The organism is Actinomadura rubteroloni, from assembly GCF_002911665.1.
GTDB classification, from domain to species: domain Bacteria; phylum Actinomycetota; class Actinomycetes; order Streptosporangiales; family Streptosporangiaceae; genus Spirillospora; species Spirillospora rubteroloni.
Map to the genome: position 1 here is coordinate 1,783,358 of NZ_MTBP01000002.1, position 19,892 is coordinate 1,803,249.

Consider the following 19,892-nt stretch of genomic DNA (forward strand, 5'->3'; position numbering starts at 1 on the left):
GAATCGCCGAAAGTGTCGGGAAATCCTACCGTGCCAGAGATCGGAGAGACATGCCGGAATACCGCGACCAGGCGCTGCTGCTCGGCCTCCAAGGGCTCGCGCTGCTGCGCGGCGCCATCGACGGAACCGACGGGTTCATCGCGGCGAGAACGCACGAGATGCGCGAAGTGCTCGCCGAACCGGAACCGCCCGGCAAACCCGTCGCCGATCTCGACGTGAGCATGGGATACGCCTCCCTTGCGGCGGCCTATGACTCCGAACCGGACGCATTCATCCAGGTCGAGGAACCGGTCGTCCGCGCGTTCACCGACGGGCTGCCCACAGGGACGGCCCTGGACGCCGCCTGCGGCACCGGCCGCCACGCCGCCGCCCTGCTGGCGCGGGGCCACGACGTGACCGGCGTCGACCAGTCGGCGGAGATGCTCGACCGGGCGCGTGCGAAGGCCCCGAAGGCGCGGCTGCTCCAGGGCGACCTGACCGCGCTGCCGCTGCCGGGCGACACCGTCGACCTGGCGGTGTGCGGCCTGGCGCTGTCGCATCTGCCCGACATCGTCCCGGCGATCCGCGAACTCGCCCGCGTCACCCGCCCCGGCGGACGCGTGATCATCACGGACGTGCACCCGACGATGACGGCGCTGCGCGGCACCTTTCTGTTCCGCCATGACGACCGGCTCGGACGGATACGGAACCATGCCCATCCGGTGAGCTCGTATCTCGCGGCGTTCGCGGCGGCCGGGCTGGACGTCGAGCAGTGCGCCGAGCCCGAGTCCAACGGCACGCTGCCGCCGCACGGGTACGAGCGGCGGTACCCCGACGCCGCCCGCGCCGCGTGGGCCGGCCTGCCGTTCGTGCTCGCCTGGCGGTTGCGGGTACGCGGGTGAGCCCCGTCGCGAGCTGCCTGATGCTCAGCCGCGACCGGCTCGGCCCGGCCCGGCGCGCGATCGGCTGCTACCGGCGCCAGACGTACCCGCACCGCGAGCTGGTGATCGTGTCCCAGGGGACGGCCCGCTACCGGGCGGCGCTGGCGCGGTGCCTCGCCGAGGCCGACGTCCCGGACGCCCGGATCGTCCCCGCCGACCCCGCGCTGCGCCTCGGCGCGCTGCGCAACCTGGCCCTGGACGCGGCGCGCGGCGCGCTGGTGTGCGTGTGGGACGACGACGACTGCAGCCGTCCCGACCGCCTGCAACGCCAGGTGGAGCGGCTGGACGCGGGCGGGTTCGACGCGGTGTTCCTGTCGTCCTACCTGCACCTGTCCGAGCCGGACCGGGTGCTGCGCTGGCTCGACCACCGGAACGTCCAAGATCCGCCGGAGCACCCGCTGCTGCCCGGGACGATGCTCATGCGCCGCGACGCGCGGTTCCGCTACCGCGAGACCGGACGGCACGAGCACCACGGCGAGGACTGGGCGCTCATGCTGGACCTGCGCGAGCGCGGACGCGTCCACATCGCCGACGACCTCGCCCTGCTGTACCTCTACACGTTCCACGGGGGCAACACGTTCTCCCGCGACCACCACGAGCGGATGTGGCGCCGGTTCAGCCGCCCGTCGAGCGTCGTCGCCGCGCACGCCGGCGAGCTGCGCGCCGCGCTGGCGCGGTTCCCGGTGGCCCCGCCCGTGGACGTCCACGGCGCCGAGGGGTTCGTGTTCACGGCCAAGGCGGCGCGGTGACCGCGCGCGTGGTGACGTACGACGACCGTCCGGACCTGTGGACGCGCCTGCCGGAGCTGTTCGACGGCGTGTGGCCGGAGTACAACCTGCACGGCGACGTCATGTCCGGCGGCCGGTGGAAGCGGATGCACGACGACTTCGGCCGGTTCCAGCTCGTCCTGCACGACGCGGCGGCCGACGACGTCCTCGCCGCCGCCCGCGCGGTGCCGATCGCGTGGGACGGCGCCGACGCGACCCTCGGCACCGGCCTGGACGCCGCGATCGTCGCGAGCTTCGCCGCCCGCGACGCCGGGACGCCGCCGACGGCCCTGTGCGCGATCGGCATCGAGGTCCCGCCCCGGCACCGGCGCCGCGGCCTGGCCGGCCGGATGCTCGGCGAGCTGCGCGACCTCGCCCGGCAGCACGGGTTCGGCGCCGTGGTCGTCCCGGTTCGTCCGACCTGGAAGGAGCGCTATCCGCTGACGCCGATCGAGCGGTACGCGCGCTGGCGCCGCGACGACGGCACGCCGTTCGACCCGTGGATCCGCGCGCACGTGCGCGCCGGCGGGCGGATCGGGCCGGCGCTGCCGCGCTCGTCGCGGATCACCGGGACGGTCGCCGAGTGGCGGGCGTGGACCGGCCTGGCGTTCCCCGACGACGGCCCGTACGTCTTCCCGCACGGGCTCGCGCCGCTCCGCGTCGACCACGCCCGCGACGCCGGGGAGTACTGGGAGCCGAACGTGTGGGTCGTGCACCCGCTGGACGAAGGGAACGCGCCGTGACAGCGATCCGGTTGGCCGTCGTCGGATGCGGCGCGGTGACGCGGGAGTGCCATCTGCCGGCGCTCGCGCCGCCCGGCCCGTTCCGCGTGACGGCACTCGTGGACACCGATCTCGGGCACGCCCGCGCGGCGGCGGACGCCTGCCCGGGGCCGCCGCCGCTCGTCGCCGACGACCTCGGCGCGGTCGCGGACGCGTTCGACGCGGCACTCGTCGCGACGCCGCCCGCGAGCCACGTCGACCTCGCGCTCCGCCTGGCCGAGGCGGGCAAGCACGTCCTGGTGGAGAAGCCCGTGGCGTGCTCGGTCGCCGAGCTGGACCGGCTGCGCGGCCTCGACGGCCCGGTCGTGGTCGTCGCGCAGGTGCGCCGGCTGTTCCCGGCGGCGTCCTGGGTGCGGGCGACGCTGGCGGGCGGCGCGCTCGGACGGATCCGGCGCGTCCGCTGGGACGAGGGGATGCCGTTCGCCTGGCCCGTGACCAGCGCGTTCACCCTCGGTCCTGCCGCGTCCGGCGGCGGCGTGCTGCACGACCTCGGCCCGCACGTGCTCGACCTGCTCGACCTGTGGTTCGGCGCCCCGCCCACGCTCGTGTCGGTCGCGCACAACGCGTCCGGCGGCGTCGAGACCGAGGCCGAACTCGTCCTCGACGTCGCGGGCACGCCCGTGTCGGTCGCGCTGAGCCGGCTGCGGACGCTCGCCGGGGCCGTCCGCTTCGAGGGCACGCGCGGCACGCTGCGGGTCGACGCGCAGCGGGCCGCGCGGTACGTCCACCGGGACGCCGACGGCACCGTCGTGGCGGAGGGCGACGTCCCGGCCGACCCGCCGGACACCCGCACCCGCGCCGGCCTGTTCCGGGAGCAGTTCGCCGAGTTCGCGCGGGCGATCGGCGGGCGCCCGACCCGGCTGCCCCGCCCGGACGAGCTGCGGCCCGTCACCGAGCTGATCGAGCGGTGCCACCGCGTCCCGGCGGCGCGGCTGCCCCGGCCGTGGGCGCCCGCGCCCGCGCGCGTCGCCGTGACCGGCGCGTACGGGTTCATCGGCGCGGCCGTCGTGGAGGCGTTCGCGGACGCGGGCCGCCCCGTCACCGCCGTCGGCCGCAGTCTCCCGGCGTTCGCGCGGCTCGCGCATCTGGACGTCGTCCGCGCCGTGCGGGACGTCCGCGACCCCGGCGGGGCGTTCGACGGCTGCGACGTCGTCGTCCACGCCGCGTACGGCAACGCGGGCTCCGAGGACGAACGGTGGTCGGTCACCGTGGACGGCACGGCGGCCGTCGTCGCGGCGGCGCGGGCCGCCGGGGTGCGGCGGCTGGTCCTGATCGGCAGCATGGCCGTGTACCGGTCGGCGGCCGTGCTGGACGAGACGTGCCCCCGCATCGACCCCGGCCCGGACGACCGGAGCTACGCGGCGCAGAAACTGGCCGCCGAGCGCGCCGCGTTCGACGGCGCGGACGGCATGGAGGTCGTCTGCCTGCACCCCGGCGTGGTCTACGGCCCGTGGGGGCCGAATTGGACGGTCAAGGCGCTCGCGAAGCTGCGCGCCGACGATCGCGGCCTGCCGAGCGGCGAGGGCGGCGGGATCTGCAACGCCGTCCACGTCCACGACGTCGCGGCGGCGACGGTGTTCCTGAGCGCTTTGGACGCCCCCGCCGCGTCCTATCTGCTGCGCGGCCCCGACGCCCCGACATGGGGACGGTTCTACGACCGCTACCGCGCGATGCTGGGCCGTCCCGCGCACGGCGCCGCCGACGACCCCGCGTGGCCGGACCGGCTGCGCCGCTTCTACGCCGACCCGACCGTCATCGACACCGCCCGGCTGCGCGCGGCGGGCTTCACTCCCCGCACGGACCTCGCGGCGGGCATGGCGCAGGTGGCGGACTGGGCGGCGTGGGCGGGGCTGCGGTGATCCGGCGGGACGGCGTCGCGCTGACCGCGTCCGTGCTGACCCATCCGCGCCGGGCCGCGCTCGCCCGGCGCCTCGCCGACCACGACGCGGTGTTCACGCTGACCCCGGACCCGGACCCGGACGGCTCGCCGACCGCGCTGCGCACCGCGCTCGCCGCCTGGTCGTCCGTGCCCCCGGAGGCGACGCACCACCTCGTCGTCCAGGACGACATGATCCTCGCGGACGGCTTCCTCGACCGGGCCGTGCGGGCGGCGGCGGCGCTCCCGGACGCGGCGCTGTCGTTCTTCACCCTGTGGGACTCGCGCAACGCGGGCGCGGTGCGGCTCGGCGCGCTCGCCGGGGTGCGCTGGGCCGCCGCCGCGGGCGAGTACGCCCCGAGCGCGGCGGTGCTGCTGCCGCGTCGGGTCGCCGCCGGGTTCACCGCGTTCGCCGCCGGACGCGCCGGCGCCTGGCCCGACGACATCCTGCTGCACCAGTACCTGCGCCGCGCCGGGACGGCCCGGTTCGTCGCCGTCCCGAACGCCGTCGAGCACGCCGATCCGGCCAGCCTCGCGGGCAACCGCTGGCGCGGGCCGCGCCGCTCGGCGTGCTGGCTCCCGGCCGACCCGGCGGCGAAGTCGGAGGAGTCGCGGATCGAGGGCATGTCCGCGCTGCCGTTCATCAAGTACGGCAAGGCGCTGTGCTCGGTGCGGGTCGACGCCACGCGGTGGCACGACGTCCCGACCGAGCGGTACCTCGCCGGGCTGGGCGTCGCGGTGCCCGCCGGCCCGCCGGGGATCGAGCGGGAGGTGTGGCTGACCGGCTTCGCGCTCGGCGCGGCGGCCCGCGCGGACCGGTCCGCCGTGGTGACGGGCCGGGCCGTCCCCGACTCCGGCGTCGTCGCCGCCGCTCTCGCGAGCATCGGCCCCGGCGGGCTCTGCCACCACCGCTCGGCCGAGGACATCGCCGAGCTGCGCGCACCGCTGGCCGCGATCGCCCGGCGGGGCCTGGACGCGGGCGCCGAGCACCGGCCCCGGCGCGCTCCCGCGCGCACCGGCGTAACGGTCGTCGGCGACGCGCCGCTGCGGGAGTTCGTCGCGCGCGGGCTGCGCGACCACGGCCGGGGCCCGGGCGGACCGGCGGTCGTCGACCTGACCTCGGCGCCGTCCGGCACGATCACGCTGACCCGTCCCGGCCGCGCGCCCGAGGTGATCGGCGTCGGCGACCTCTACGGTCCGGGCTGCCCGCCGGCGTCGCCGTTCGGCGCGGTCGTGTTCGCCGCCGCGATGGGCGTCCCGCACACGGTCACCGCCGATCCGGGCGCGCTCGTCCGGCCGCTGCACACCGAGGACCTGGTCACGGCGCTGAACCGGATCCTCGGCGGCGATCCGGCCGTCCCGGACCCGCCGGCGCTCCGGCTGGACACGGTCGTCCGGGCCGTCCGGGAGGCGGTGCGGCCGGTCCCGGTGACGTTCGCGTCCGGCGCGTCCGACGCCGGGACGCCGCCGGACGGCCTGTCGTTCGGGCTGCGCACGTACGCGCAGTGGCTCGCCTACGAGTACTCCCCGGCCTTCCCGGACGCCACGCCGTGACGGGGCGCCGCCGCCTCGACCACCAGCGTCCGCGCGCCCGGCACCTCGGCGGCGAACCGCTCGTCCAGGACGCGCGCCACCGGCCCGGCGTCCGCCCGCGCGCACACGCCGACCAGTGCCCCGCCGCCGCCCGCGCCGGTCACCTTCAGCCGGACGCGCGCCATCTCCCAGGCCAGCGCGCGGATCCGCTCCAGCCGCGGCGTCGACATCCGCTGGCAGTCGCGCATGACCGTGTGCGCGGTCTCGATGCCGTCGGCGAGCGCGGCGAGGTCGCGCCGTCCGATCGCCCGCCACACCGCGTCGCCTGCCGCGTCGGCGGTGCGGACGTACCGCGCGAGCCCCGGATCCCGCGCGGCGACCTGGTCCCGGACGAACCGGATGTGGTCCCGGGTGTCCTTGCTGGTGCCCGAGTCCACGACCAGGACCACCCATTCCGCCGGGAACGCGACATGCCCGGCCTGCGCGGGCAAGCCCTCCGCGCGCCCTCGAAGCAGCGTGACGCCGCCGAGCGCGATGGCCAGATGGTCCATCCCGCCGCCGTTGAAGATCGCGAACTCGAACTCGTACGCCCAGCGGACCAGCGTCGCGGCGTCCACCCACTGGGCCGCGAACGCCTCGAACAGGCCGAGGATCAGCGCGGTGGACGACGAGAGCCCGCCCGCCAGGGGCGCCCGGCCGCACGCCCACGTCGCGGGCGGCGCGGCGTCCAGGCCGGGAAGGCGCGTGCGCAGGAAGTCCCAGATCTGGCCCGCCCACGGCTGGACGGGGATCCGGCCCGGCGCGTCCGGGTCCGGGGCGCCGATCCGGACGACCGTGCACAGGTCGAGGGCCACGCACACCGAACGGCCGCCGAGCCAGTCCAGGTCCTCGCCCGCCAGGCACGCCCGGACGGGTTGAGCGGACGCGCGACCCACGTGACCTCCCAGCGGCGTGAACACCCGAACCAGGAGAACAGCTAGAAATGACGGTGGAATCACGAACGTCCAAAATCGCCTATCCGAGCAACGGCGGCACCGCCCACGGGTATCTCGCCCTGCCGCCGTCCGGGTCCGGGCCCGGCGTGGTCGTGATCCAGGAGTGGTGGGGGCTGACCAGCCACATCGTGGACGTCGCGCACCGCCTCGCCGCCGCCGGGTTCGTCGCGCTCGCCCCCGACCTGTACGGCGGGACGACCACGCACGACGTCGCCGAGGCCGACCGGCTGATGCGCGCACTCCCCGTGGAACGGGCGGCGGCCGACCTCGGCGGCGCGGTCGACCACCTGCTCGGCCTGGACGCCGTCACGGGCGACGCGGTCGGCGCGGTCGGCTTCTGCATGGGCGGCGGGTTCGTGCTGACGCTCGCCGCGCAGCAGGGCCCGCGCGTCGGGGCCGTCGTCACGTTCTACGGCGTGCTCGACGGACGTCCGGACTTCACCGGGCTCACCGCGCCCGTCCTCGGCCACTTCGGCAGGCTCGACACGACGCCGTCCCCGGCCGGGGCGCGGCGCCTGGCCGACCGCCTCGCCGCCGCGTCCGGACGGCGGCCGGACGTCCGCTTCTACCCGGCCGACCACGCGTTCTTCAACGACGAGAACCCGATGGGCGCCTACGACGCCGACGCGGCACGGCAGGCGTGGGCGGCCACGCTGACGTTCCTGCGCGCCCACCTTCGCACCGCGCCCCCGCGCGAGCTGCGCACCGCGCCCGGCGACCGGACGCTCGCGACGGCGAGCCGGGTCGTCGCGCGCCGCCCCCGGCTGCCGTTCGACTGGGCCGAGGCCGACGACTTCACGCTCGCCGAACCGCTGCCGCTGCGCCGCGTCCCGGCGGACAAGCTCCTGCCGTACGCGTTCGACCTCGACGCCCGCGAACTTGTGCTCACCTTCCACGCGGACGTCGGGGCGGCGGCCCGCGAACCGTTCCTCTACGTCGAACAGCGGACGAACGCCCGCTACGTCGTGCGGGTGCCGTTCGAGCACCTGGACCGCGCCTTCGGGCCGCCCGACCCCGCCGCCGCGCCCATCCTGATCTTCTCCATCGGCCGGACGGGCTCGACGCTGCTGAACGCGCTCCTCGGGTGCGCGACGTCGCGCGCCTACTCCGAGCCCGACGCGGTGACGCAACTGGCCTTGCGCCGTCCCGAATTCGCCGCGCTGGGCACGGCGACCCACCGGAACCTGGCCTGGCACGCGCTTTCGGCCCTGCTCCCGTCCGGCGGCGGGTGCGCCGTCAAGTTCCGCTCCCAGGCCGCGCGGGCGATGCCGGACGTCCTCGACGCGTTCCCGTCCGCCCGCTTCATCTACCTGCTGCGCGAGCGCCGGGCCTGGGGCCGTTCGGTCCACCGCGCCTTCCCGGGCACGGACAGCGACGAAGCCGCGCGCGAACTCCTCGACGGCGTCCGCAGCCTGGCCTTGATGCGCTCCGCCGATGTGGAAAGCCACGTCGTCCACTACGAAGATCTCGTGGCCGCCCCGGAGCACGTCGTGGCCCAGCTCCTCGGCACCCCGGACCTGTCCCCCGAGACCACCGCCCGGATCACCGCGGTCATGGCCCGCGACGCCCAGGCCGGGAGCGAGATCGGACGCACGTCCGCCGCCCCCGAACCCCGGGGAGAGCGCCGCTGGCTGGCCGACTTCGACGCGGCGTGGGCGAAGATCCGCCCCGCGCACCTGATCGACCGGCACTGCCCCCGCCTGGAAGCCGGGGGTGCGGCTTAGATCACCTCGCGCGGCATTGACGACCGTGCACGGGTGCAACAAGATCAGTTCCCAATCTTTCCTACTCGTAAAGACGGAAATTGGGAGTTCACATGAGGTCCGTTGCGCGCCGGCTGGCGGCCGTCTCCGCCCTGCTCGCGCTGGGCGCCGCGCCGGCCGTCGCACCGGCGCACGCGTCGGCGCAGGTCACCCGGCAGGCCGCCGGGTCGTACGCGCGCGGACCCGCGCCGACGCTTGCGGGCATCCGCGCCGCGCTCGGCCCGTTCGCCTACTCCACCGTCACGGTCACCGCCGCCCAGGCGGGAGGCGCGTTCGGCGGCGGCACGATCTACTACCCCGACGACACGAGCCAGGGCACGTTCGGCGGCGTCGCGGCCGTCCCCGGCTACCAGAGCGCGGAGAAGGCCGTCGCCTGGCTGGGGCCGCGCCTGGCGTCGCAGGGGTTCGTCGTCATCACCATCGCGACCAACGGCCTCACCGACCAGCCCACCGCGCGCGGCAAGCAGTTGCTCGGGGCACTGGACTACCTGACCGCTCAGTCCCCGGCCGCCGTCCGTCAGCGCCTGGACCCGAACCGCCTCGCCGTCACCGGCCACTCGATGGGCGGCGGCGGCACCCTCTACGCCGCCTGGACGCGGCCGAGCCTCAAGGCCGCCGTCCCGCTCGCCCCCTGGCACACGATCAAGAACTGGTCGGGCATCACCGTCCCGACCCTGGTCCAGGGCGGAACGCAGGACACCACCGCCCAGGTCGGCACGTTCGCCGAGCCGATCTACCAGAGCCTCACCGGCGCCCGCGAACGCGCCTACGCCGAGATCGCCGACGCCGCCCACGGGACGTTCGTCCGCGAGAACCCGCTCATCGGCGCGCTCGAAGTCGCCTGGCTCAAGCGGTTCGTGGACGACGACGGCCGCTACGAGCAGTTCCTCTGCCCCGCCCCCGCCGACTCGGAACTCACCGAGTACCGGGACTCCTGCCCCTCTTCCTGACCCGCGAGAGCCCCGGTGCGGATCGGTTCCACCGACATCCGCACCCCGGCGGCCGCGCCCGACCGAAGGAGTCCGGCCGTGAAGGCGATCATCGTCATGTTCGACAGCCTGAACCGGCACATGCTGTCGCCGTACGCGCGGGACACGTTCGTCGACGCGCCCAACTTCGCCCGGCTCGCGCGGCGGGCGGTGACGTTCGACCACTTCTACGCCGGGTCGATGCCGTGCATGCCGGCCCGGCGCGAGCTGCACACCGGCCGGTACAACTTCCTGCACCGGAGCTGGGGGCCGCTGGAGCCGTTCGACGACTCGATGCCGCAGTTGCTGCGAGACGCGGGAGTGCACACCCATCTGGCGTCCGACCATCCGCACTACTGGGAGGACGGCGGCGCGACCTACCACACCCGCTACTCGACCTGGGAGTTCTTCCGCGGCCAAGAAGGCGACCCGTGGAAGGGCGTCGTCCCGGAACACCCGCCCGCCGACATGCGCGCGGGGATGCTGGCCCAGGACGAGGTCAACCGCCGCTACATGCCCACCGAGGCCGAGCACTCCCAGACGCTCACCGTCGACGCGGGCGTGCACTTCATCGACACCAACGCCGGCGCCGACCGGTGGCTGGTGCAGATCGAGATGTTCGATCCGCACGAGCCGTTCTTCACCAACAACCCCGAATATTTGGGGAAGTACGGCGGCGACCGGCCGGGTCCCCGGTTCGACTGGCCGCCGTACGCCAAGACCGTCGAGCCCGCCGAGACCGTCCGGCGGGCGCGCGACGAGTACGCGGCGCTGGTGTCGATGTGCGACCGCTCGCTCGGACGGGTCCTGGACGCCATGGACCGGCACGGCCTGTGGGACGACACCCTGCTGATCGTCAACACCGACCACGGCTTCCTGCTCGGCGAGCACGGCTGGTGGGCCAAGTCGGTGATGCCGTGGTTCAACGAACTCGTCCACCTGCCGATGTTCGTCTGCGACCCGCGCACCGCGGGCCGCGACGTCCGGCGCGCCGCGCTCGCCCAGACCATCGACATCGCGCCGACCGTGCTGGGCTTCTTCGGCCTGGCGCCGACCCCGGACATGCAGGGCCGGGACCTCGCCGACGTCCTGGAACGGGACCGGACGATCCGCGACGGCGCGCTGTTCGGCATCCACGGCGGCCACGTGAACGTCACCGACGGACGGTACGTCTACATGCGCGCCGCCGCCGACCGCGCGAACGGGCCGCTGGAGGAGTACACCCTGATGCCGACGCACATGCGGTCCCGGTTCGCGGTCGCCGAACTCGCCGAGTGGGAGCCCGCCGAGCCGCTGGCGTTCACCAAGGGGCTGCGGACGATGCGCGTCCCGGCCGGCGGATCCGCCCGGCTGTCCAACCCGTGGCTGCACGGGACGCTGCTGTTCGACCTGGAGACCGACCCGAAGCAGGAGCGCCCGCTGCTGGACGACGAGGTCGAGCTGCGGATGCTGCGGTTGTTGCAGCGCCTGCTGCGCGAGAGCGACGCGCCGTTGTCGCAGTACCGGCGGCTGGGCCTTCCGCGCGACGCGCCGGTCACACGCGCGCATCTGCTCGTCGCGGCCCAGCGCGACCGGGCCGCGGCCATCGCCGAGCCGCTGCCCGCCGTCGCGCTGCTGCCCGCGTCCGGGCTGCTGACCCGGCCGCTGCTGCACCTGGCCCGGACGGCACTGCGGCCCGTCCTGGAGAAGCACGTCCCGTTCGTCCTGGACAGCGAGCTGGTGGCGGCGATGCCGCAGTTGTCCCTCTACGACCTCGCCCGGTCGGGCCATCTGAGCACGCGGGACCTGCGTGCGCTCGCGGACGACCTCGCGGCGGAGACCGAGGACGTGCGATGACCGGCCCGGCCTAGATGAGCAGCGGCGGTCGTCAGTCGGCGGCGCAGCGGAAGCCGGTGTTGCCGCTGGACGAGTCCGGCGTGTTCTTGGTGCGCGCCGAGACCCGGTAGCGGTTGCAGTAGGAGTCGTGGCAAAGGTACGAGCCGCCGCGCATGACGCACGTCTCGCCTTCGGCCCACCAGTCGGCGTTCCATTCCCATACGTTGCCGACGGCGTTATAGAGCCCGTAGGCATTGGGACGGTAGGCGTCCACGGGCGCGGTTCCCACATAGCCGTCCTCGGCCGTGTTGACGTGCGGGAATTCGCCCTGCCAGATATTGCAGGGCCAATGGCCGCGCGGCGTCAGCTCGTTCCCCCACGGATAGCGGGCCTGGTCGAGCCCGCCGCGTGCGGCGTACTCCCATTCGGCTTCGGTCGGGAGGCGGCGCCCGGCCCAGGCGGCGTAGGCGGCGGCGTCGTTCCAGGAGACGTGGACGACCGGGTGCCGTTCGCGTCCCTGGAGCGTGCTCTCCGGGCCTTCCGGCGAGCGCCAGGTCGCGCCGGGGACGCCGCGCCACCACGGCGTGCCGGCCGGCGTCGGGAACGCGTCGGCCGTCCCGGGCGGCAGCAGACCGGCGAACACATAGGACCAGCCGAACTTCTCGGCGTCGGTGACGTGCCCGGTGGCCTTGACGAAGGCGGCGAACCGGGCATTGGACACCGCGTGGGCGTCGATGCGGAACGGCACCACGGCGACGTCGCGGACGGGACCTTCGCCGTCGCCGGGGTTGGCCGTTTCGTCCTCGTTGCCCATCCGGAATGTGCCGCCGGGCAGCCGGAGCATGCTGTTGAGCCCGGGCGGGCGGGGCGCGGGACCGTCCGCGGCGCGGCGCGGCGGGACGATCGGCACTGGCAGCGCGTCGGATGCGGCGGGGCGCGCCGCCGCGCAGCACGGAGACTCGGCGGTCATGTTCTATTCCTACCAGAATGGTTGACAACAGTCCGAAACCTACTCCACGATCACGACTGCTGTCCCCTTCGGCCCCCTGGAGTCTCCTTTGAGCGGTTTCGAGCCGTCCCGTCGCAACGTGCTGGCCGCCGGTGCCGGCGGCGCACTGGCAGCGGCCCTCGCCGCCCGTCCCGCAGCAGCCGCCCCGGCACGCGGGCCGAACATCCTGTGGCTGATCAGCGAGGACAACAACCCCTACATCGGCGCCTACGGCGACCCGGTCGCGCGCACACCCACCATCGACCGGCTCGCGCGGGACGGCGTCCGCTACGAGAACGCCTTCTCCGCCGCACCCGTCTGCGCGCCGTCGCGGTTCGCGCTCGTCACCGGCCTGCCCGCCGAAAGCTACGGCCCCGCCGAGCACATGCGCGCCACCGGCGAACTCCCGCCCGACACGAGAACAGTTCCCGAATACCTGCGAGCGGCGGGCTACTACACCACGAACAACTCCAAGACCGACTACAACTCAACGATCAAGCCGAAAGAAGTGTGGGACCAGACGAGCGCGACCGCGCATTGGCGGAACCGCCCCGCCGGTGCCCCGTTCTACTCGGTCTTCACCTACATGACGACCCACGAGTCGCAGATCTTCACCGCCGAACCAGGACGCACACGCCCCGAAGACGTCCGCGTCCCCGCCTACGTGCCCGACGTGCCCGCGATCCGCGAAGACCGCGCCCGTTACTACGACCTGATGGAGAAGATGGACGGGCAACTCGCCGCCCGTCTGGCCGAACTGGAAGCCGACGGGCTCGCCGAGGACACCATCGTGTTCTACTTCGGCGACAACGGCGGCATCCTCCCCCGCAGCAAACGCTTCTGCTACGACAGCGGCCTGCGGACGCCGCTCATCGTCCGATACCCGCGCAAATGGGCGCACCTGGCCCCCGCACGACCCGGCTCGGTCATCACCGCGCCCATCACCGTGTCCCTGGACCTCCCCCCGACCGTCCTCGAACTGGCCGGCATGCGCGCCCCCGCCGCCATGACGGGCACGTCCCTCACCGCGCGCCGCCGTCCGGCGTACGCATTCGGAATGCGCAACCGAATGGGCGAGCAGTACGACATGGTGCGCACCGCGCGCGACGAACGATTCCGCTACATCCGCAATTACGCCCCGCACCGCCCGTACGGGCAGCACCAGGCGTACGCATGGCAGCAGAAGGGCTACCAAGCCTGGGAACAGGCCCACCTGGACGGCGAACTCACGCCCGTCCAGGAACGCTTCTGGCACGAAAAGCCCGCCGAAGAACTGTACGACCTGCACACCGACCCAGACGAAATCCACAACCTGACCGAGAACCCTCGCTACCAAGGCCACCTCAACCGGCTTCGCCGCGCGCTCGACGACCATCTCCTGAGCGTCAACGACAACGGCTTCATCCCCGAAGGCTCACCACTAGAAGGCTACGAAGCGAGCCGCGCCCCCGACGCCTACCCCCTGCGCCAAGTACTGGACGTAGCCGGAACCGCGATCCGCCGCAATCCCCACGACGTCGCAAGACTCACCCGCGCCCTCGCCGACGACAACGAAGTAATCCGCTACTGGGCCACGTCCGGCCTGCTCATGCAAAAAGGAAAAGCCGCCGCACCGGCCACCTACGCCCTGACCCGAATCCTCACCGCCGACCCGTCACCGCACGTCCGCATCATCGCCGCCGAAGCCCTGGCCCGCCTCGGCGGCCGCACCGAACAGGCGGTAGCCCACCTCGCCGGAACACTGGACGACGAGAGCATCAGCATCCCGATCCGCCTCCAGGCGCTCACCGCGCTGACATCCCTGGGAGAAACGGCACGACCCGCACTACCCGCGATCCAGCGAGCCGCACGATCCAAGAACGGAAACGTCCACGACGCCGCCCTCTACCTGAGCCTCGTCCTGACCGGCGAATACACACCCACGACCCCGATCTTCGGCGGAACCCCCGACTAACCCATCGCGGCGTCGTCGCCGTGACCGGCAGGAACGGCGAGGAGTCAGCCATCGCGCCGGTCAGCGGTGGCCGACGACGTTGACCACCTTGCCGTCCGGGTCGCGGACGAAGAAGCGCCGGACGCCCCACTCTTCGTCGGTGATGGGGTGAACGATCTCCGCGTCGGTCGCGCGCACCGCCTCGTAGACCGCATCGACGTCCTCGACCTCGATACTGAGATCCGGGTTCACCGGGGCCGCCGCGTCCTTGGTGACGAGGATGACCTGAGCGGTCGGGTTGGACGGCGAGACCAGGTTGACGACCCAGCCCAGGTTCATCTCCTCGCGAAACCCGAGGAGTTGGTAGAAGGCGCTGCTCACCGCCGGGTCGGCGGTCGTGATGTCGGGCACGGCACGGCGAATCGTCATACCAGTGGTTTACCCGAAACCACCGGATCGAGATCCATGGGGCACGCCCTTATGAGGATCGAAAACAGCCACTGACGCGCGGAGTGGTGACAAGGGGACGCGTGTCCACGCACGGACCGTCGCGCCGCTCCCGCTGACGCGGCGATCACCAGGAGCCCTCTTGATGATCAAGCCGGGCGGACGGGCCCGTCCCGCAGCGCCCACATGCCCCGACAGCCGCCTCCGCCAGCACGAACCGGCAGGCCGCAGCCCCAAGACCTCCAATCCGTGGGGTTGACCTTCCCCCGGGGGAAGGGCTGAACGTGACGGTGCATGCCGAGGGGGCTGCCGAGACAGTTTCGTCATCGGAGGAATTGTGCGGACGTGGTTCATCACGGGTGGGACTCCCGGCGGGTTCGGGCTGGCTTACGCGGACGCGGCACTCGCCCGGGGCGACCGGGTGGCGATCACGACGCGGCGGCCCGCGACGCTGCGGGAGTGGGCGAGGGCGCATGGTGACCGGGTGCTGGTCCTCGAGGTCGATGTGACCGACGGCGGTCAGGTTCGGCAGGCCGTCGAGGCGACCGAGCAGCGGTTCGGGGCCATTGATGTCCTGGTCAACAATGCCGGTCGCGGCTGGCACGGCTCGGTCGAGGGCACCGACGAGACGGTGGTGCGAGGGACGTTCGAATTGAACTTCTTCGCGGTCGTCGCGGTGCTGCGGGCGGTTCTGCCGGGCATGCGGGCCCGGCGGGAAGGGTGGATCGTGACGATGTCGTCGGTCGCGGGCATCGGGGGGGTGCTGGGTTTCGGCTACTACACGGCGGCCAAGTCGGCGATCGAGGGCCTGACGGACGTGTTGCGCGAGGAGGTCGCACCCTTGGGCGTCAAGGTGCTCACTGTCGAGCCGGGCGCGTTTCGCACCAACGCCTACGCGGGTTTCGCCGATGAGCCGGTCGGTGACATCGCCGCCTACGATTCGATGCTCGAGTCGGTGCACGCCGCGATGGTCGAGCAGGACGGCGAGCAGCCGGGCGATCCCCGGCGCGGGGTGGCGCAGGTGCTCGCGGCGATGGCCGAACCCGAGCCGCCGCGACGCATCGTGCTCGGCGGCGCGGGATACGACAGCGTCATCGAGGTCCTCTCCCGCAAGCTGGCCGACGTTCGCTCCCACGAGACGCAGGCCCGCGCCGCCGACTTCCCCGTCCAGGGCTAGTCGGTTCCAGGTCGTCCCACCGCGCGGACCCGCTGGGACGACCAGCCGGCCAGCAATGCCAATGCCTGCTGGGAGGGGCTGTCGGGCTCGACGCTGTGTATGCCGAGCGTGAGCCCGACCTCGCCGGCGGGGGTGAACGCCTCGTAGCCGAGTTCGAGTTCGCCGACGACCGGGTGGTGGTAGCGCTTGCTGCCGTGGTCGCGGACGTACACGTCGTGCGCCGCCCACCAGCGGCGGAAATCGGGATCGCGCACCGAGAGGTCACCGACCAGTGCGGCGAGTTTCGGATCGTGCGGGTATCGGCCCGCGTATTTGCGCAGTCCGGCGACGACGGTGCGGGCCGTGGCGGCCCAATCGTCGTACAACTCCCGGGACTCGTCGCCGAACAGGTAGCGCACCATATTGCGGTCGTTCGGCGCGAGCGCGTCGAAGTCGGTGTAGAAAGCGCGAGCCAGCGGGTTGGCGGCCAGGACGTCGGACCGGTGACCGAGGACGAGCACCGGAACATCGGTGATGGAGTCGACGATGCGGCGCAGGCCGGGACGCACGCGTTGTGTCGGCGGCGACACCGGTTGGCCGCGGGTGGGCGCGGCGAGGGCGTACAAATGGTCGCGTTCGGCCGCGTCGAGTGCCAGCACCCGCGACACCGCGTCGAGCACCGCGCTCGACACGCCCTTGGTGCGGCCGCGCTCGAAGCGTTCGTAATACTCCGCGCTGATCCCGGCGAGCAGAGCGACCTCCTCGCGGCGCAGCCCTGGAACACGCCGGGTGCCGAGCTGGGGTGGCAGGCCGACATCGTCTGGACTGATCCGTGCCCGGCGGGTGCGCAGGAACTCGCGAAGGTCCCCGGGTCCGGGATTGTCCATGCGTTCGAGGCTACAACCCGCCCGGCGCGTGTGCGGGGGGTGCGTTGTTCCCCCCTCTCGCCGAGCCCGGGACACACGCGCTGTGCCGGCGTCGGCCGCTCGATGGTGTTGTGGAAATGGCGACCGCACCGGTCGCGGCAGAGTTAGGAGCAGCGCATGCGGTACCGGACATTGGGCGCCACAGGCGTCGAGGTCAGCGAATTCTCTCTCGGGACAATGAATTTCGGATTTCCGGGCGGCCCGACCATGGATGACGCCACCGCCATAGTGCACCGCGCGTTGGACGCCGGGATCAACCTCATCGACACCGCGGACGTGTATTCGCTGGGCGAGTCCGAGCGGATGGTCGGGCGCGCGGTGCGGGGCCGCCGGGACGAGGTCGTGCTCGCCACGAAGTTCGGCCTCCCGATGGGCGAGCGCCGACGCGGGGCCTCCGCCTGGTGGATCAAGCGGTCCGTCGAGGACAGCCTGCGGCGCATGGGCGTTGAGCACATCGACCTCTACCAGCTGCACCGACCCGACCCGGCGACCCGACTGGACGAGACACTGGCGGCGCTCGGCGATCTCATCACCGCCGGGAAGGTGCGGATGATCGGGGCGTCGACCTTCCCGGCCGAACTCATCGTCGAGGCGCAGTGGGCCGCGCAACGCGCAGGGTTGCGGCCGTTGCGCACCGAGCAACCTCGCTACTCGATCTTCAACCGCACCCCTGAGGCGCACGTGTTCCCCACCGTCCAGCGGCACGGCATGGGCGTGCTCACCTATGGCCCGCTGGCCAGCGGGTGGCTGTCGGGACGCGCGACCCCGACCGAGGGCACGCGCGCCGGGCTGGAAGCGCGTGTCTTCGACCTGAATTCGCCCGGCAACCGGGCAAAGCTCCAGGCGCTCACCGACCTGCGTTCACTCGCCGACGAGATCGGCATGCCCCTGCCGCATCTGGCATTGGCGTTCGTCCGCGCCCACCCGGCGGTGAGCACGGTGCTGATCGGTCCGCGCACGCTCGACCAGCTCGACGGGCTGCTCGTCGGCGCCGACGTGCGACTGACCGACGACGTCCTGGACCGGATCGACGAGATCGTCCCGGCCGGTGGCGAGTTGAACGCCGCCGACAACTACGCCGCCGACAGCCCCGCCGTCACCGACAAGCGGCTGCGCCGCCGCGCTCAGCCCTCCGCCGCCCCGGCATAGCGCGATCCGACCTCGCGACCGCGTCGTCACCACCACCAGTCGAGCGGTCGCGGACGCGTCCGGGCTTTCGCCACCGAGGACCGGACACTCCGGCATCGGCTGACCACCGAGTTCGCCGACGCAGCGGCCTGCTCACCCGGGCGCTGGACTCCTGGGCGGGTCATCCCGTACGGGTCGTGGTCTGCCGCGACCCGATGCCGACCGTTCGTGCCGGCCTGGCCGACATCGGCATCGGGTGCATGAGCGACGACCTGTCCGGCCTGCGGGCCGACGCCATCGCCGAAGAGCCGACCGTGGCCCTGGTCCGACGCGAACACCCGCTGACCCGCGCACGGACCGTCACGCTGTCCGAGGTCGGTGCGCTCACCGAGTTCCAGGCGCGATGCCCGGACCTGCCGCTCGACGAACTCGCCGACCGCGTCGCGTTCAGCGCACGACCACCCGGGTGGGGCCGGCGGTGCGAGCACTGTCCGTGACCGACGCGCCGATCACCACGCTGCGCGCGGTCCGCCGTCGCGAGCAGCCGCATCCGTTCGCCCGGCAGTTCACTCGGCACATCTCGGCACATCGTCGAGCCGCACCCGGTGCGAATCCCGACGTGAACTTCGCGCTCAGGAACGGATGGTGAGCGACTCGATCCGCCGATCGACGTCGAAGGCGAAGCGGAAGGTCAACGTGACCGGGCTGCCCGGGAACTCGCCGCTGATGTCGGCGCGGGCGGTGGTGATCCCGTCCTCGCCGGTGACGACGTCGAGCACCTCGTAGCGAACCGGCGGCACGCCGCGCCGCCAGCCGCGTATCGCGTCGATGCCCCGGTGCTCCACGCCCTCGTCCTCGACGAGCGCGCCGGCGGCGAACTGCGCGAAGTACCGCTCGAGGTCGGGGTCCGTGGCACGGTGGAAGTAGTCGTCGATCAGTTCGGTGGGTGTGTCCATGCACGCCACACTGGAGTCTCCCGCCGCGGGAAGGTCAAGACTCGTCCTATGGATCACCGCACCGCCGAAGAACCGTCTGAGCAGCCAGAACGCCCGACGCCGACGTTGGTGACGATCGGTGAGTTCGCCGCCATGACCCACCTGTCGGTCAAGACCCTGCGCCGCTACCACGAGGGCGGGCTGCTCGAGCCGTTCCGCGTCGACGAGTGGACCGGATACCGCTACTACCATCCGAGCCAGATACCGATAGCCCAGACGATCCGGCGACTACGCGAGCTGGACATGCCGGTCCGCGAGATCACCGGCCTGCTCGCCGACCGCGATGAGGAACACCGCACCGCGCTGCTGTCGACGCATCTGTCGCGACTCGAGGAACGGCTGGAGCAGACGCGCGAGTCGGTCGCCGCGCTGCGCGGCCTGCTCACCGAGCGCGCGGACATGGTCTCCGTCGAGCGGCGCACGGTCGCCGCCCGCACCGCCGCCGCCGTCACGGCCCGCCTCTCCCTGGCCGAGGTCCTCGACTGGTACGGGCCCGCGATGGCCGAACTCGACCGCGCGCTCGCCGCCTCGGGCCTGCGCGCCGACGCGGCGCCCGGCGCGCTCTACGACAACGCCCTGTTCGCCGACGAGACCGGCGAACTGACCGTGTACCTACCCGTCAGCGACCCGCCCGCGCACGGCCGGGTCACGCCCCTGCACCTCCCCGAGACCACGCTCGCGGTCACCGCGCACAGTGGGTCCCACGCCGGAATCGACATCACCTACGGCCGCCTCGGCCGCTGGGTCGTCGAGCACGGCCTGGCAATCGCAGGCCCGGTCCACGAGACCTACCTCGTCGGCCCCCGCGACACCGCCGACAGCACCCGGTGGCGCACCGAGATCGGCTGGCCCGTCCGCCCGCTGCCCGCGTCCGCGTAGACGACACGGCGAGGCCGGCCG

General features: G+C 73.1%; 18 protein-coding genes. 13 read left to right on the forward strand and 5 right to left on the reverse strand.

Going from position 1 to position 19,892, the window contains the following annotated elements:
• Positions 1-50: 50 nt before the first annotated feature.
• The 5 genes from BTM25_RS19700 to BTM25_RS19720 are packed head-to-tail and all read left to right on the forward strand — an operon-like array spanning position 51 to position 5,899.
• Positions 51-881 (forward strand): class I SAM-dependent methyltransferase, encoded by an 831-nt coding sequence (locus BTM25_RS19700; RefSeq protein WP_103564308.1) that lies wholly within the window; start codon positions 51-53, stop codon positions 879-881.
• A complete protein-coding gene (locus BTM25_RS19705; RefSeq protein ID WP_103564309.1) occupies positions 878-1,669 on the forward strand; it encodes a glycosyltransferase family 2 protein in 792 nt (263 codons plus the stop codon). The genes BTM25_RS19700 and BTM25_RS19705 overlap by 4 nt, the downstream gene beginning before the upstream one ends.
• On the forward strand, positions 1,666-2,430 hold the full coding sequence (locus tag BTM25_RS19710) for a GNAT family N-acetyltransferase (RefSeq protein ID WP_103564310.1): 765 nt from the start codon (positions 1,666-1,668) through the stop codon (positions 2,428-2,430). Before BTM25_RS19705 ends, BTM25_RS19710 begins: the two co-directional genes overlap by 4 nt.
• Positions 2,427-4,328 (forward strand): NAD-dependent epimerase/dehydratase family protein, encoded by a 1,902-nt coding sequence (locus tag BTM25_RS19715; protein ID WP_168212165.1) that lies wholly within the window; start codon positions 2,427-2,429, stop codon positions 4,326-4,328. The genes BTM25_RS19710 and BTM25_RS19715 overlap by 4 nt, the downstream gene beginning before the upstream one ends.
• Positions 4,310-5,899 carry a hypothetical protein gene (locus BTM25_RS19720; protein WP_103564312.1) on the forward strand — a complete coding sequence of 530 codons (1,590 nt, stop codon included), beginning with the start codon at positions 4,310-4,312 and terminating at the stop codon, positions 5,897-5,899. The genes BTM25_RS19715 and BTM25_RS19720 overlap by 19 nt, the downstream gene beginning before the upstream one ends.
• Here the strand turns inward: BTM25_RS19720 and BTM25_RS19725 are convergent.
• Positions 5,860-6,813: a GHMP family kinase ATP-binding protein gene (locus BTM25_RS19725; protein ID WP_168212166.1), complete on the reverse strand. Its 954-nt coding sequence runs from the start codon at positions 6,811-6,813 to the stop codon at positions 5,860-5,862. The genes BTM25_RS19720 and BTM25_RS19725 overlap by 40 nt on opposite strands.
• A gap of 53 nt (positions 6,814-6,866) precedes the next feature.
• Between BTM25_RS19725 and BTM25_RS30030 the strand changes: the two genes are divergently transcribed.
• The 3 genes from BTM25_RS30030 (at position 6,867) to BTM25_RS19740 (ending at position 11,440) form a co-directional block, all read left to right on the forward strand.
• Positions 6,867-8,597 (forward strand): dienelactone hydrolase family protein, encoded by a 1,731-nt coding sequence (locus tag BTM25_RS30030; RefSeq protein WP_205648157.1) that lies wholly within the window; start codon positions 6,867-6,869, stop codon positions 8,595-8,597.
• 92 nt (positions 8,598-8,689) lie between these two features.
• Positions 8,690-9,586, forward strand: coding sequence for a poly(ethylene terephthalate) hydrolase family protein (locus BTM25_RS19735; protein WP_103564314.1), 897 nt, complete (start codon positions 8,690-8,692; stop codon positions 9,584-9,586).
• 78 nt (positions 9,587-9,664) lie between these two features.
• Positions 9,665-11,440, forward strand: coding sequence for a sulfatase (locus BTM25_RS19740; protein ID WP_103564315.1), 1,776 nt, complete (start codon positions 9,665-9,667; stop codon positions 11,438-11,440).
• Between the two features lie 31 nt (positions 11,441-11,471).
• Here BTM25_RS19740 and BTM25_RS19745 read toward each other — a convergent pair whose 3' ends face one another.
• The gene (locus BTM25_RS19745) at positions 11,472-12,389 is read right to left on the reverse strand and encodes a formylglycine-generating enzyme family protein (RefSeq protein ID WP_168212167.1); all 918 of its coding nucleotides are present in this window, start codon (positions 12,387-12,389) and stop codon (positions 11,472-11,474) included.
• 88 nt (positions 12,390-12,477) lie between these two features.
• Here BTM25_RS19745 and BTM25_RS19750 point away from each other — a divergent pair, with 88 nt between their 5' ends.
• Positions 12,478-14,361 (forward strand): sulfatase-like hydrolase/transferase, encoded by a 1,884-nt coding sequence (locus BTM25_RS19750; protein ID WP_103564316.1) that lies wholly within the window; start codon positions 12,478-12,480, stop codon positions 14,359-14,361.
• Positions 14,362-14,421: 60 nt separating this feature from the next.
• Here the strand turns inward: BTM25_RS19750 and BTM25_RS19755 are convergent, their stop codons facing one another.
• On the reverse strand, positions 14,422-14,769 hold the full coding sequence (locus BTM25_RS19755) for a VOC family protein (protein WP_103564317.1): 348 nt from the start codon (positions 14,767-14,769) through the stop codon (positions 14,422-14,424).
• Positions 14,770-15,124: 355 nt separating this feature from the next.
• Here BTM25_RS19755 and BTM25_RS19760 point away from each other — a divergent pair, with 355 nt between their 5' ends.
• Positions 15,125-15,964: an SDR family NAD(P)-dependent oxidoreductase gene (locus BTM25_RS19760; RefSeq protein WP_103564318.1), complete on the forward strand. Its 840-nt coding sequence runs from the start codon at positions 15,125-15,127 to the stop codon at positions 15,962-15,964.
• Here the strand turns inward: BTM25_RS19760 and BTM25_RS19765 are convergent.
• Positions 15,961-16,830: a helix-turn-helix domain-containing protein gene (locus BTM25_RS19765; RefSeq protein ID WP_103564319.1), complete on the reverse strand. Its 870-nt coding sequence runs from the start codon at positions 16,828-16,830 to the stop codon at positions 15,961-15,963. The genes BTM25_RS19760 and BTM25_RS19765 overlap by 4 nt on opposite strands.
• Before the next feature lie 156 nt (positions 16,831-16,986).
• Here BTM25_RS19765 and BTM25_RS19770 point away from each other — a divergent pair, with 156 nt between their 5' ends.
• Positions 16,987-18,018 carry an aldo/keto reductase gene (locus tag BTM25_RS19770; protein ID WP_103564320.1) on the forward strand — a complete coding sequence of 344 codons (1,032 nt, stop codon included), beginning with the start codon at positions 16,987-16,989 and terminating at the stop codon, positions 18,016-18,018.
• Positions 18,019-18,194: 176 nt separating this feature from the next.
• Positions 18,195-18,494, forward strand: coding sequence for a LysR substrate-binding domain-containing protein (locus BTM25_RS19775; RefSeq protein WP_103564321.1), 300 nt, complete (start codon positions 18,195-18,197; stop codon positions 18,492-18,494).
• Between the two features lie 135 nt (positions 18,495-18,629).
• On the opposite strand, the gene BTM25_RS19780 is transcribed toward BTM25_RS19775, so the two are convergent.
• A complete protein-coding gene (locus tag BTM25_RS19780; RefSeq protein ID WP_103564322.1) occupies positions 18,630-18,953 on the reverse strand; it encodes a nuclear transport factor 2 family protein in 324 nt (107 codons plus the stop codon).
• 108 nt (positions 18,954-19,061) lie between these two features.
• Here BTM25_RS19780 and BTM25_RS19785 point away from each other — a divergent pair, with 108 nt between their 5' ends.
• Positions 19,062-19,871, forward strand: a complete 810-nt coding sequence (locus BTM25_RS19785; RefSeq protein ID WP_205648158.1) for a MerR family transcriptional regulator — start codon at positions 19,062-19,064, stop codon at positions 19,869-19,871.
• Positions 19,872-19,892 lie beyond the last annotated feature (21 nt).